The organism is Pseudomonas sp. 2995-3, assembly GCF_002742565.1.
Lineage (GTDB): Bacteria > Pseudomonadota > Gammaproteobacteria > Pseudomonadales > Pseudomonadaceae > Aquipseudomonas > Aquipseudomonas edaphica.
In genome coordinates, this window is the sequence record NZ_LJSB01000054.1 from 1 (window position 1) to 13,395 (window position 13,395).

The window sequence follows — 13,395 nt, forward strand, 5'->3', positions numbered from 1 at the left end:
GTCAGCGCTCCCTGTTCATCCTCGCGGGCAACCTGCCGACCAAGGTCGTCATAGCGATAACGCTTGATACCCCCATTAGGCAGCAGCTCCTCAAGCAACTGCCCACGCTCATTCCAAACCAGCCGATGGCAACTGTTGTCGGGAAACCAAACCCCCGTCAGTTGCCCATATTTGTTGTAGCTGTAGTCCGTAATATTGCCGTCAGGATCGGTCTTACGCGTGACGTCGCCTTGATCATTGCGCTCATATTTCCAGACGGCGAGACCACGCCTTACGACCCGTACAAACCCGTTGTCATGCTCGTAGGACGTCGGCTCGTCATCCCCCGGAAACATCGCTACCAAGCGTCCGGCTTCGTCGTACTGATATGCCGTCACCGCCCCAAGCGGGTCCTGCTCGACCGTCAGCCGACCCTTGTCGTCATAAGACTTGAAGTGCTCAGCACCGTCCGGATCAATGCGCTGCACCAGCCGCGCACGGTCATCGTGGACATACACTTCCCGGCTGCCATCAGCGTTATGCACCGTGACACGGCCGTCATCGCCCCAGGCATACCGCGTATCCATCTGCGAAAAGCTGGCCCAATGCCGAACACACCGAGCGGCCTTGCCAGCCCGTTCCCACTCCCAAAAGAAGCTCGCGCCACCGGCCAACCCACGTTCAAGAATGACGTGCTGCTCGTCGTAGCGATAAACCTCGCTTTCACCCACGGCATTGGTCGCAGAAACCAGTCGGCCAAGGTCGTCATAGGCGTAGGAAACAACCTTCTGCTCCGTCACCCATTCAAACGGTTCGTGCCCCTTGGCCCGATGAACCTGATAGTCCACCGCCACAATGCGGCCCAGCTCATAACGCAGAAACAGCGAGCGACCCACACCGTTATCCAGCCGCTCAACCCGCCCCAAACGATCGCGGAAAACCCGCAACCGGTTGTCATACGCATCGCTGATGGCGGTCAGCACACCCTCTTGAAAGTGGTAGAACAGCGACGCCTAGGCCAGCACCAGTTCATCGGGCAATTCACCCAAATAGATCGCCGCTTCAGCCAAGCTATTGGTAATCGCCGGTCGAGCCGCGGAGGGCAGCACAAACTCGGTACGACGATTCTCATGATCCGTCCACACCACCGAATCACCCGAAACCACCAACCGTTGCGCCAGCGAATGGCTCCAGCCAAACCCCAACCCGCAATCGACTTCCACCGCACTGGTGCGATACAGCCGCGTCCACTCAAACGGCAAAATCCCGTCCAACGTGCCATCGGTGAGGGTCAGCAATTCCTCGCCGGTGACCATCGAAACGGGGCAACCGTGGGTGACGGTTTTGTCCGCAGGGGCCGCCGCATCGCCATTGAGGTTCTTGCCCGAAGCCGGCACATCATCCACAGGTTCCTGGCGCACCAACGCGGTCTGCTGCGTCTTGCCGCGCACCGCCGGCACCGGGTTGGCAACCAACTGATCCCCAGCCTTCAGCGGCGCAACCGGCACGGTCTTGATCGGCGTCGGGGCACTGCTCAGCAACAAGGGTTTAACCGCCGCTACATGTGGCTCCAACGTCGGCCCCACATGCTGTTTTGCCAGCAACTCGAGCAAACTCCGCGCCCGTCCAGACTTGATGTGCCCGAGGACTTGAGTGCCCAGGCGTACTGCCACGCCCATGCCCGCCGTCGCCCGAATCAACAGCAAGTTAATCAACACCTCGCCGGTGATTTCGCCCATCAGCTCCTGCATGTCTTGCGGCGGCAGCAGGCGCATCCAGCTGACCATCGCCGACACGTAAATGAACAACAGCGGCTCATCGCTGAGTACCAGCAGGCCGTTGGCGATCGCGTCATTGCTGAGTGTCAGCAGCTCATCAAGCTCGGCCTGGGAGATGTACTTGAGCAACTTTTCGCTGTTGGGCTTGATGTCCGCCAACATGTCAAACAGCTGCGTCAAGTTGTCCCAAAGGGTGTAGAGCGCCGTGCCCATGCCATTGAGAGCCGCTTTCTCCAGCATCCTGCGTTGATCAAGCGGTTTGGCGTCGGTATAAATTCTCCACTGCGCTTGGAAGGTGTCGTTCCACTCTTTACGCAGGCGCTCTTCCAACCCCGCAATCACTGACTGATAAGACGCGTACAGTGCCTTGACGTGATCTTTGGAAACATCGGGGTAAAAACTGATTCGGTACGATTGATTACGATCACACTCGGTGATTTCGAGAATGCCGCTGGGGCCGATGGTGTGGTGGATCGGCTCGCCCAATGGGCCGCCGTTGGGATCGACGCGTTGCAGCACCACCGGCGTATTGCCGATGGGCACAAAACGCGTGCTTTGGAACATATGCACCAGGGTCAACGTGCCATTGGCCTGGCACGTGGCAACGGTGCTACTGGGAATGATGGAGCGGTTGATCGGGGCGACCAGCGCCACCTCATCCCCGACCTTGAACACCTGCTCGACATCCAGCGCCGAGAAGCTCCAGAAGCTCGACGCCCATTCGTCAAAGGTATTCAGGCATTCGCGAAAATCACGGAAGACGCTTTCAACGTCGACCGTCTTCACGTCCATTGGGGTCAGGGCCAGCCTGCCAATGGCCGGGTTCAAGCGCTAGCCCCTTTGGCCCGGGCTCTAACTAACAAAACCATCTGCAATCCCTCGCACTGTGTGATCAGGCGAAGGACTTTGCAGCGGTTTTCAGGAAGGATCTGTAGAGCTTATCCGGGTGTTGGGTAGGAGGTTTCGCTAGTTCTTGTCAGCGCTGCGCAAACGCCAGGTTCAACCCCAACCCCGCAAAGGCTGCGGCAAAACTGCGGCGCAACCAATTCTGTACCCGTGGTGACTCGATCACGGCACGGCGAAACACATTGGCCAGCAGGCCGTACACCACAAACACCGCAAACGTCATCGCCATGAAAACGCCACTTAGTACCAGCATCTGCACAGCGGGCGCCGTGCTGCCGGGGGTGACGAATTGCGGCAGGAAGGCCAGGAAGAAAATCGTCAGCTTGGGGTTCAGGATATTCAGCAGAAAGCCGCGCAGCATCAGGCTGCGTGCAGTCGCGACCGCTGGTGTGTCGCTCATGGCGAAGGCCGAGCGGTCACGCCAGGTGGCATAGGCCAGATACAAAAGGTAGGCCGCCCCAGCGAATTTCAACGCCTCAAAGGCCAGGGCGCTGGTATGCAGCAGGGCGGAAAGGCCCAATATCGATGCGAGCAAGTGGGGAATGATCCCGGCAGTACAGCCCAACGCGGCGAACAGGCTGGCACGCTTGCCGGCAGTGAGGCCGGTGGACACGGTAAAGATCACCCCAGTGCCGGGGATCAGCACGACGATCAGGCAGGTGACGAAGAAGTTCAGGCTGAGCATGGCATTCAAACTCCTTGTACGAATGGTCGATGACCGATCCTGTCACGTTCAGTGATAACTGGCGAGTGCAACAGGTCGGCGAACCCCGGTTAGACTTACCTGTCGATATCCGCACAACCGGCCCGTCGTTATTCAAGGAAACCCCATGTATTCAAGCCGCCTGATCCTGTGCCTCACCACCTTGCTGGTGCTGGCCGGCTGCTCCACTCCACGCGGCCCGCAGCAGCCTGAGCGCAGCGAGGCCGAGGTGAAGGCGCAGATTGTGCGGCTGTTACCGGCCACGGTGGCGGACCGCAACGGCTGGGCCAAAGACATCTACACCGCCTTCGACACCCAGAAAATCTACCCCAGCAGCGAAAATATCTGCGCTGTGCTGGCGGTGACCGAGCAAGAGTCCACCTATCAGGTAGACCCGCCGGTGCCGAACATGGGCAAGATCGCCCAGGATGAAATCCTGCGCCGCGCCGGCAAGGTCCATGTGCCGGCCTTTGTGGTGCGTACCACGCTGCAACTGCGTTCGCCGACCGGCAAGACTTACGCCGAGCGCCTGAATGCCGCGCGCACAGAGAAGGACTTGAGCGGCATTTTTGACGATTTCATCAGCATGGTGCCACTGGGTAATACCTTGTTCGGCGGCTTTAACCCGGTGCACACCGCCGGCCCCATGCAGGTCAGCATCGATTTTGCGCAGCAACACGCCCGCGATTATCCCTACACCGTGGATGGCACAATTCGTCGCGAAGTCTTCACCCGTCGTGGCGGCATGTACTTCGGTATCACGCATCTTCTCGGTTACCCGGTGAGCTACGACCAGCCGCTGTACCGCTTTGCCGATTTCAACGCGGGGTGGTATGCCAGTCGCAATGCCGCGTTCCAGGCTGCTGTCAGCCGAGTCAGCGGCACCGAGCTGGCGCTGGATGGGGATCTGATTCGTTATGGCTCACTGCTGCCCGGCACCACCGAGTTGGCGGTGCGTTCCCTGGGCGCGAAGCTGGATATGCGCAACCCCAGCATCCGCAGCCAGCTGGAAAAGGGCGAGCAGCTCGACTTCGAAGAAACCACCCTCTACAAACGCGTATTTGCCCTGGCCGACAAAGCTGCCGGCAAGCCTGTGCCGCGCGCGATTTTGCCGGGCATCGTGCTCAAGAGTCCGAAGATCACCCGCAACCTCACTACCGCGTGGTTTGCCAAGCGTGTGGATGAGCGCTATCAGCGTTGCATGAAGCGTTAGCTGATTGTTGATCATTGGCTTGGCTGATCTTGATGGTGAACTTGGGGAGGCTGGGGTACACCTCGTGTTTTGGCCAAGGAAGAGCTCGCCATGATCACTTACACCGTGCCCGAAGGGTTTGTCTCGCTGCCACGCAGCAGCCCGTTGCTCGACCTGTTAGGTCCGGCGTATTGCCGGGGTGAAGGGTTGCAATTGGAAATCGGCCTGCGTGCCGACAACCGCCACGCCAATGGGCGCGGCACGGTGCACGGTGGGGTGTTGGCAACGCTGGCGGATGTCGGCATGGGCTATGCGATGGCGTTTTCCAGCGAACCGCCGTTACCGTTGATAACTGCTAGCATGACCCTGGACTACCTGGGTGCCGTGCAGGTGGGGGAGTGGATTGTGGTGCGGCTGGAGCACCACAAGCGTGGCCGGCAGATGGCGTTTGCCACTGTGAGCCTGCAAGTGGGGGACAAGGTGGTGGCACGGGCGAATGCGGTGTTTGCGGTACCTCACTCTGACGATGAAGATTAAATGTGGGAGCTGGCTTGCCTGCGATAGCGGTGTGTCAGCCAAGCAGTTGTTACCTGATACACCGCTATCGCAGGCAAGCCAGCTCCCACATGAGTATTGTTTTTTTTCAGGAAAACCGGGCAAAGAAAAGGCCCGATTTTTCGTGGAATCGAGCCTTTTCTCATGTTGCTCTTGTCGACAGGGGCTGCTGCGCAGCCCAACGGGAGCAAGCTCCCTCGCCACAATTAGCCTGTTGCTCTTTAGATCAACTGCGCTCGAGGGCCAGGGCTACGCCTTGGCCGCCGCCGATGCACAAGGTGGCCAGGCCTTTCTTGGCGTCGCGCTTGATCATTTCATGCAGCAGGGTCACCAGCACGCGGCAGCCTGAGGCGCCGATCGGGTGGCCGATGGCGATGGCGCCGCCATTGACGTTGACCTTGTTCGCATCCCACTCCAGCTCTTTGCCCACCGCCAGAGATTGCGCGGCGAAGGCTTCGTTGGCTTCGATCAGGTCCAGGTCACCCAGGCTCCAACCGGCTTTGTCCAGGCAGCGGCGGGTAGCCGAGATCGGGCCGATGCCCATGATCGCAGGGTCCACGCCGGCGTTGGCATAGCTGGCGATACGCGCCAGCACCGGCAGGCCGAGAGCCTTAGCTTTTTCGGCGCTCATCAACAAGACAGCGGCGGCGCCGTCATTGAGGCTGGAGGCGTTGCCGGCGGTGACGCTACCCTCTTTCTTGAACGCGGGCTTGAGCTTGGCCAGCGACTCGGCTGTGGTGCCGGCGCGCGGTTGCTCATCCACGGCGAAGGACAACGGATCACCCTTGCGCTGTGGAATCAGGATCGGAGTGATCTCATCGACAAACCGGCCGGCTTCGATAGCGGCGGCGGCTTTCTGCTGGGAGGCGGCGGCGAAGGCGTCCTGGGCTTCACGGCTGATGCCGTACTTGTCCACCAGGTTCTCGGCGGTGATGCCCATGTGGTAGTCGTTGAACGCATCCCACAGGCCGTCAGTTATCATGCTGTCGAGCATCTTGGCGTGGCCCATGCGCAAACCGGTGCGCGCAGCGGGTAATACGTACGGCGCCAGGCTCATGTTCTCCATGCCGCCGGCGATGATCACCTCAGCGTCACCACAACGGATGGCTTGGGCACCCAGGTGCAGGGCTTTGAGGCCCGAGCCGCAGACCTTGTTCAGGGTCAAAGCCGGCACCGCATGGGGCAGACCCGCCAGAATAGAGGCCTGGCGCGCCGGGTTCTGGCCGCTGCCTGCGGTCAGTACCTGGCCGAGGATCACTTCATCGACCTGAGCCGGGTCCAGACCGGTCTGCTCCAGCAGGCGACGGATCACGGCCGCGCCCAACTCCGGTGCCGGAATGCTGGCCAGCGCTCCTTGAAAGCTGCCCACGGCGGTGCGGGTGGCAGCAACAATCACGACGTCTTGCATGGAATCTGTCCTCACTGGAAGTGCATTTCTGGAACGTGGTCCGGGACGATCAGTTTACCGGCGGTCTTGCTCACAATCTCTTCAACGCTGACGCCAGGTGCGCGTTCCTTGAGGACAAAAGCGCCATTTTCGATTTCCAGGTACGCAAGGTCTGTCAGCACGCGCTTGATGCACTTGGCGCCGGTCAGCGGCAGGCTGCATTGGCTGAGCAGTTTGGACTCCCCGTCCTTGGACGCGTGGGTCATGATCACGATGATGTTTTCTGCACCGGCCACCAGGTCCATGGCGCCGCCCATGCCCTTGACCAGCTTGCCGGGGATCATCCACGACGCGATGTTGCCTTGCACGTCCACTTCAAATGCGCCGAGCACGGTGAGGTCGACATGCCCGCCGCGAATCATTGCGAAGGACTCGGCAGAGGAGAAGATCGAGGCGCCGATGCGTGCGGTCACAGTTTGTTTGCCGGCGTTGATCATGTCGGCATCGATGGTTTCTTCGGTCGGAAACGGGCCCATGCCGAGCAGGCCGTTTTCCGATTGCAGCATCACTTCCATGCCTTCGGGGATGTAGTTGGCCACCAGGGTCGGGATGCCGATGCCGAGGTTGACGTAGAAACCGTCCTGCATTTCGCGGGCGACGCGTTGAGCCATTTGTTCGCGGGTAAGAGCCATGTGTTGTCTCCTTATTATTTGGGCTGGCGGATTATTTGCGGACGGTGCGCTGTTCGATGCGCTTCTCGAAGGTGCCGCAAATGACTCGGTCGACGTAAATCCCTGGGGTGTGGATATGCGCCGGGTCCAGCTCGCCCGGTTCGACGATTTCTTCAACTTCGACCACGGTGATCTTGCCCGCAGTAGCCGCCAGCGGGTTGAAGTTCTGCGCGGTATGGCGGTAGATGACGTTGCCGAAGTGGTCGGCTTTCCAGCCTTTGACAATGGCGAAGTCGCCGGTGATGGACTCTTCCATCAAGTACGGGCGACCGTTGAACTCGCGGGTCTCCTTGCCTTCGGCCACCGGAGTGCCGACGCCGGTGGCGGTGAAGAAGGCCGGGATGCCGGCGCCGCCTGCGCGCATTTTTTCGGCCAGGGTGCCTTGGGGCGTGAGCACCACTTCGATTTCGCCGCTGAGCAGTTGCTTCTCGAACAGCGCGTTTTCACCGACGTAGGAGGCGATTACCTTGCTGATCTGCTTTTCTTCCAGCAGTACGCCCAGGCCAAACCCGTCAACGCCGCAGTTGTTGGAAACCACGGTCAGGTCGCGGGTGCCTTTGCGCTTGATCTCGGCGATGAGGTTTTCTGGAATGCCGCACAGGCCAAAACCACCGGAGAGCACGGTCATGCCGTCTTCCAGGCCTGCCAGTGCTTCTTCATAGGACGCCACGCGTTTATCGAAACCTGCCATATGCACCTCTTTTATTGTTTGTGGGCCAGCCAATGAACTGAGTGTTGCGCCGACGGATTGATTTGTTAAGTTGTTTTTTAAGGTTGATTGATTTAGAAAACAGCATAGTCCAATCGCCGCCCGGAGCAGCCTCATGACCGTCAAACAGATGCGCGCCTTTCTCGCCGTGGCCCAAAGCCTGAGTTTTGCCGCCGCCTGCGAGCGCCTGCACCTTTCCCAATCGGCGCTGAGCCTGACCATCAAGGGCTTGGAGGAGGGCCTGGGTGGGCGCCTGTTCAGCCGCAATACCCGCAACGTCGCACTGACACCCGAAGGTGAATCGCTGCTGCCGTTGGCGCGCCGGTTGATTGCCGACTGGGACAATGCCGAAGACGAACTGCGTCAGCGTTTCACCCTGCAGCGTGGCCGCGTCACTGTGGCGGCGATGCCTTCGTTTGCGGGCAACCTGCTGCCACCGATTCTTAAGATATTCCGCGCACGTTACCCGCAGGTGAATGTGACGGTGCATGACCTGATCAATGAACAGGTGCTGGAAATGGTCCGCGATCGCCAAGTGGAGCTGGGCGTGGCGTTCGAGCCATCCGAAGGTTCGTCCCTGGCATTCACGCCTTTATACCTGGACCGGTTTATTGCGGTGGTGCCCGGTGATTCGCCCTTGGCGCAATGTACCGAAGTCGACTGGAAAACCCTGTTGGAACACCCGTTCATCACCCTGCAACGGCCCTCGACGGTGCGCGTGATGCTGGAGGAGCACCTTGGGGCCTTGCAGATGAAATTGCCGGTGGCGTTGGAAAGCCATCAATTGGCCACGGTCGGCAAGATGGTTGCCAGTGGCCTGGGTGTCAGCGCCGTGCCTGCATTGTGCGCACGTCAGATGGAGGAGGCGGGCGCCCATTGCATCACCTTGAGCGATCCGGTGATCGAGCGGCCGATTGGCGTACTCACCAAACCCGGTCATGAACTGTCGGCGGCGGCGCAGGTGTTGTTTGATATTTTTCGCGACGAAGCCGCGAAGGGACGTTTCCCGACGTTTTGAGCGTGCCACAAAACAAATGTGGGAGCTGGCTTGCCTGCGATAGCCAGTTAACATTCAACAAAAGTGTTGGCAGTTAAACCGTTATCGCCGGCAAGCCAGCTCCCACAGTGGGCAAGTTTTACTTAGTAGTAGCGGTCGATCACTTTAACTTGCGAGTTATCCTTGAAAGATGCCCAGGCATTGTTAAGTGTGTCGAATACTTGCTCAATGAAGTTTCGATCGGCCGCCGCTTTCTTGCCGACATAACCCTGGCCGCGGCGGTACATCTTCAGGCGCGCCGCGAGTTCACGGTGAGTGCGGTCAAACTCGGCTTCTTCGGTGTGGGGCGCCAGGCAGTCAATTTTGACTTCGCCCGACTTGCCAACCCACAGGATATGGTCGTCGAGTTTGTCTTTTTGCGCTGCGAACATCTCAGCCAATTCATCGATAGTTGGTTGGTTGTTCAGATTCATGTGTAAGCCCCTTGACCAGTTGGCGATCTATCAGTTGGTTCGTTAAAACTGCTTAGTTGTCTCCGGTTGCGAAAACCGGGCGTCAGTAACGGTCTGCCGAATACGGGCAGGGTCTTGAACCTGATGCATGTAGTCTTGCTGATGAGCGGCTACGTGATGGTTTCATCACGAAGACAAGCAGCGTTTGAGCTCCTTGTACCGATCCTTGCGGGCCGGTCAGCTTCATCAATCTGCCTTGTGGGCAGTGCACATCCGGAAAAAACAGCTCGGCGGTCAGACGAGCTTGTTCAAAACGCGTGTTACCAACGCTCCCGATCCGGGAGACGTCTCGATAATGCAAGGACAAAAAGGTTACGTCAACGATTATGTAGTGATTATTTTTAGTCACTACATAAATTGCTGTGGGGACGGGAGAATGCGGGAAAACGTGACTTGGGCGTCATTTTTTGTGCGGTGGGTCGTGGTGGGCAGATAGCCAATCCAACGCGCAATCCCTGTGGGAGCTGGCTTGCCTGCGATCGCGGTGTGTCAGCCAAAGAGTTGTTAACTGATACACCGCGATCGTAGGCAAGCCAGCTCCCACAGTTGGATTTTCGGTGGTTTTGCTAACTCAGTCGTTCGGCCAGCAGAGGCAACAACCGCTCGCATGACGCCTCGATTTTCACCTGCAACAGCTCATCCCCACGGGTCTTGCCCAGGTTGATGGCAATTACCGACTTGCCTTGCTCCACCATCGCCTTGCACAGGCGAAATGCGGAATAGGCCATTAGCGAAGAACCCACCACCAGCAGCCCGTCTGCATGCCCCACGGCGGCCATGGCCCTGGCTGCCGTAGCCGGTGCCACGTTCTCGCCAAAAAACACAACGTCTGGCTTCAAGCGCTCGCCATTGCAATGGGGGCAGCGAGGAACCTGGAAGCGTTCTTCAAAGGTCGGATCGAGCAGGGTGTCACCGTCGGGCGCCTGCACCGCGTGGACCTGCACCAGGTAAGGATTGTCGATTTCCATCTGCCGCTGAATCACATCGCGGGTACTGCGCTGCTGGCAGTCCAGGCACAGCACACGATGCAGGCTGCCATGCAGTTCGATCACATCATGGCTGCCGGCCTGATCATGCAGGGTGTCGACGTTTTGCGTGATTAGCCCGCTGATACGGCCACGCTGCTGCAGCGTGGCCAGCGCCAGATGAGCCTGGTTCGGCTGCGCAATACGCACCCGTGGCCAACCCAGCATGGCGCGTGCCCAATAGCGGCGACGCGCTTGCGCGGTGGCGAGGAATTCCTGGTACATCATCGGCGCCTTGCCACGGCGCACGCCTTCGCTGTCGCGATAATCCGGGATGCCCGATGACGTGCTGATACCTGCACCGGTCAAGACCAAAAAGCGTCGTTCAGCCATGGCCCGGTACAGGGTGTCGAGGTGATTTTCTTGATGGTCCAGCGTATCGAGCATGGGGTCCCCTATTCGCCGCGGATGTATTGCTCCAGCTGTTTGATCAGGTCGGTCTGTTCGGCAATGGCCTCTTTTACCAAGTCACCGATGGACAGCAGGCCCTTCAGTTCGCCGTCTTCGACCACTGGGAGGTGGCGCAAGTGACTGTCGGTCATGATGTTCATGCATTCTTCGACACTTTTATGGGTATCCACGGTGATGACCGGTGAACTCATCACCTCATGGACCTTTGTGGTAACCGAAGAGAGTCCCTTGAGGATGAGTTTGCGGGCGTAATCACGTTCGCTGATGATTCCGACAACCGCGCCGTCTTTGACCACCGGCAAGGCCCCGACGTTTTTCTCTGACATCCGCACCAGCGCCTCAAAGACCGTGTGGTCCCATTGAATGGTATGGACGTCCTGGTTCTTCTGGTCCTTGGCTTTGAGCAGTTGTGCAACGGTTTTCATGGCGGCCACTCCGGTGTTGTTATTAGGAAGTCAGCGAGTCCCTTACAGAATCCTAGACGGGCTACAGCGCCGCAAGGCCCAAAGCGGCGTTAAACCCGTCGAAAAACGTCATTCGCCGGATTATTTCGCTATTCAGCCGGCACTGTTCGGCTTTTTCGCCCGCTTTGGAGCGCCTGTCGTCTTGCGCGGTGCAGCCTTGCGCTTGTTTTTCCACGGCGTAGCACCTCGGCCTGCCGGGCTGGCTGGGCCGGTGATGGTCATGCGCATGCCATTGCAGCGTGCCACTTGTTTGCTCATCCAGGCCGCCTGCTTGGCGACGAATTCTTCCAGGCTCATTTCACCGCTTTGCACCATGTCCAGCGCCTGCTCCCAGATCGCGGTGGTGCCTGGGTCGGCAATCGCCCGAGGCACCGCGTCGATCAGGCTGAACGCAGCCGGAGTGGCTGACAGTGCCTTGCCGTTTTTGACCAGATAACCCCGGTCGAGCAAACCCTGGATAATCCCCGCGCGGGTGGCTTCGGTGCCGATGCCGGTGGTGTCCTTGAGCTTTTGCTTGAGCAGCGGGTCTTCCACCAGTTTGGCGACGTTTTTCATCGCCTTGATCAGGTCGCCCTCGGTGAAGGGCTTGGGCGGCTGGGTCCACAGGTCTTTGAGGTTGACCTTGGCCACCGCGTAATCCTGGCCTTGCACCAAGGTCGGCAAGGCCTGTGGTGCAGGAGCTTCACGGCCTTTGGCAGGCGCCAGCGCCTCGGGCAGGGCGCGTTTCCAGCCCGGCTCGATGATGACTTTACCTACCGCGCGCAAGGCTTGGCCGGCGCAGTCGAAATCCGCCTGGGTGCGATCGTATTCATGGTTGGGCAGGAACTGCGCCAGGTAACGCGCGCGAATCAGCGTGTAGACCGCACGGTGTTTGCCGGCCAGTTGCGCGACCTCCTTACCGGCACCCGTAGGAATGATGCCGTGGTGCGCGCTGACCTTGGCGTCGTTCCAGGCCCGCGAGCGGCGTTGCGGGTCGATATGCGGCATCAACTCATTCACCGCCGCATCCGCGCGGGCCAGCGCGGCCAAGATCTTCGGCGCATCACTGTGTTGGCTGAGCGGCAGGTAGCCGCAATCGCTGCGAGGGTAGGTGATGACTTTGTGGGTTTCGTAAAGGGACTGCGCGATGTCCAGGGTTTCCTGGGCGCCGAGGCCGAGCTTCTTGGAACAGATTTCCTGCAACGTGCCGAGGTCGAAGGGCAGGGGCGCCACCTCGCGCACGCGTTCGGTATGCAGTTTGACCAACCTGGCGCTGGCGGCGTTGGTCATCGCATCGGCAGCATCGCGAGCCAGTTGCGGGTTAAGACAGCGGCCTTGATCGTCGCAGGCATCCTCAGCGGCGCGCCATTGAGCCGTGAAGGTCATGCGGTCATGCCGCAAGTCGACATCAATGGCCCAGTAAGCCACTGGCACAAAGTCGGCGATGCTGCGGTCGCGGTCCACCACCAGGCGCAAGGTCGGGGTTTGCACGCGGCCCACCGGCAATACGCCTTGATACCCGGATTGACGCCCGAGCAAGGTAAACAAGCGACTCATGTTCATGCCGATCAACCAGTCGGCGCGTGAGCGGCCGAGGGCCGAGTGATACAGGCTGAAGGTTTCGGCGCCGGGTTTGAGGGCGGCGAGGGCTTTGCGAATGGAGGCGTCATCCAGCGCCGACAGCCACAAACGCTGGATCGGCCCGCGATAGCGGCAATGCTCCACCAACTCACGGGCGATCATTTCGCCTTCGCGGTCGGCGTCGGTGGCGATCACCAGTTCCTGGGCTTCCCCGAGCAAACGCTTGACGGCCTTGAACTGGCTGGCGGTCTTGGGCTTGACCAACATCTTCCATTTTTCCGGCACGATTGGCAGGTCGGCCAGCACCCAGCGCTTGTATTTGGCGTCGTAGGCGTCGGGTGGGGCGGTTTCCAACAGGTGCCCGATGCACCAGGTGACTGTGACCCCGTTACCCAGCCAGCACCCGTCGCCACGCCGACTGGCGCCGAGCACGGCCGCGATATCCTTGGCCTGGGAGGGTTTTTCACAGAGGTACAGCCGCATGGT

Annotated in this window: 11 protein-coding genes and 1 pseudogene; 3 read left to right on the forward strand and 9 right to left on the reverse strand. The window is 59.7% G+C overall.

Features of this window, described 5'->3' with window-relative positions; translation table 11 throughout:
• Nucleotides 1-2,549 (reverse strand): annotated as a pseudogene (locus AOA62_RS01780) (DUF6531 domain-containing protein); the annotation flags it as partial.
• 184 nt (nucleotides 2,550-2,733) lie between these two features.
• Nucleotides 2,734-3,348, reverse strand: a complete 615-nt coding sequence (locus AOA62_RS01785; protein ID WP_017134642.1) for a LysE family translocator — start codon at nucleotides 3,346-3,348, stop codon at nucleotides 2,734-2,736.
• Between the two features lie 145 nt (nucleotides 3,349-3,493).
• Between AOA62_RS01785 and AOA62_RS01790 the strand changes: the two genes are divergently transcribed.
• Nucleotides 3,494-4,579 (forward strand): DUF1615 domain-containing protein, encoded by a 1,086-nt coding sequence (locus AOA62_RS01790; RefSeq protein ID WP_099547657.1) that lies wholly within the window; start codon nucleotides 3,494-3,496, stop codon nucleotides 4,577-4,579.
• Nucleotides 4,580-4,669: 90 nt separating this feature from the next.
• Nucleotides 4,670-5,095: a PaaI family thioesterase gene (locus tag AOA62_RS01795; protein WP_099547658.1), complete on the forward strand. Its 426-nt coding sequence runs from the start codon at nucleotides 4,670-4,672 to the stop codon at nucleotides 5,093-5,095.
• Between the two features lie 244 nt (nucleotides 5,096-5,339).
• On the opposite strand, the gene AOA62_RS01800 is transcribed toward AOA62_RS01795, so the two are convergent.
• Genes AOA62_RS01800 through AOA62_RS01810 form a run of 3 tightly spaced genes read right to left on the reverse strand, consistent with a single transcriptional unit; the run spans nucleotide 5,340 to nucleotide 7,922 of the window.
• The gene (locus tag AOA62_RS01800; protein WP_099547659.1) at nucleotides 5,340-6,521 is read right to left on the reverse strand and encodes an acetyl-CoA C-acetyltransferase; all 1,182 of its coding nucleotides are present in this window, start codon (nucleotides 6,519-6,521) and stop codon (nucleotides 5,340-5,342) included.
• An 11-nt stretch (nucleotides 6,522-6,532) separates the two neighbouring features.
• Nucleotides 6,533-7,192 carry a CoA transferase subunit B gene (locus AOA62_RS01805; RefSeq protein WP_017135011.1) on the reverse strand — a complete coding sequence of 220 codons (660 nt, stop codon included), beginning with the start codon at nucleotides 7,190-7,192 and terminating at the stop codon, nucleotides 6,533-6,535.
• A 31-nt stretch (nucleotides 7,193-7,223) separates the two neighbouring features.
• Nucleotides 7,224-7,922: a CoA transferase subunit A gene (locus AOA62_RS01810; protein WP_017135012.1), complete on the reverse strand. Its 699-nt coding sequence runs from the start codon at nucleotides 7,920-7,922 to the stop codon at nucleotides 7,224-7,226.
• Nucleotides 7,923-8,055: 133 nt separating this feature from the next.
• Between AOA62_RS01810 and AOA62_RS01815 the strand changes: the two genes are divergently transcribed.
• The gene (locus AOA62_RS01815) at nucleotides 8,056-8,958 is read left to right on the forward strand and encodes a LysR family transcriptional regulator (RefSeq protein WP_017135013.1); all 903 of its coding nucleotides are present in this window, start codon (nucleotides 8,056-8,058) and stop codon (nucleotides 8,956-8,958) included.
• Between the two features lie 122 nt (nucleotides 8,959-9,080).
• Here the strand turns inward: AOA62_RS01815 and AOA62_RS01820 are convergent, their stop codons facing one another.
• The 4 genes from AOA62_RS01820 to AOA62_RS01835 form a co-directional block, all read right to left on the reverse strand.
• Nucleotides 9,081-9,410 (reverse strand): hypothetical protein, encoded by a 330-nt coding sequence (locus AOA62_RS01820; RefSeq protein ID WP_017135014.1) that lies wholly within the window; start codon nucleotides 9,408-9,410, stop codon nucleotides 9,081-9,083.
• Between the two features lie 605 nt (nucleotides 9,411-10,015).
• On the reverse strand, nucleotides 10,016-10,861 hold the full coding sequence (locus AOA62_RS01825) for an NAD-dependent protein deacetylase (protein ID WP_017135015.1): 846 nt from the start codon (nucleotides 10,859-10,861) through the stop codon (nucleotides 10,016-10,018).
• 8 nt (nucleotides 10,862-10,869) lie between these two features.
• Nucleotides 10,870-11,310 (reverse strand): CBS domain-containing protein, encoded by a 441-nt coding sequence (locus tag AOA62_RS01830; protein ID WP_017135016.1) that lies wholly within the window; start codon nucleotides 11,308-11,310, stop codon nucleotides 10,870-10,872.
• Between the two features lie 132 nt (nucleotides 11,311-11,442).
• The gene (locus tag AOA62_RS01835) at nucleotides 11,443-13,392 is read right to left on the reverse strand and encodes a DNA topoisomerase III (protein ID WP_099547840.1); all 1,950 of its coding nucleotides are present in this window, start codon (nucleotides 13,390-13,392) and stop codon (nucleotides 11,443-11,445) included.
• Nucleotides 13,393-13,395 lie beyond the last annotated feature (3 nt).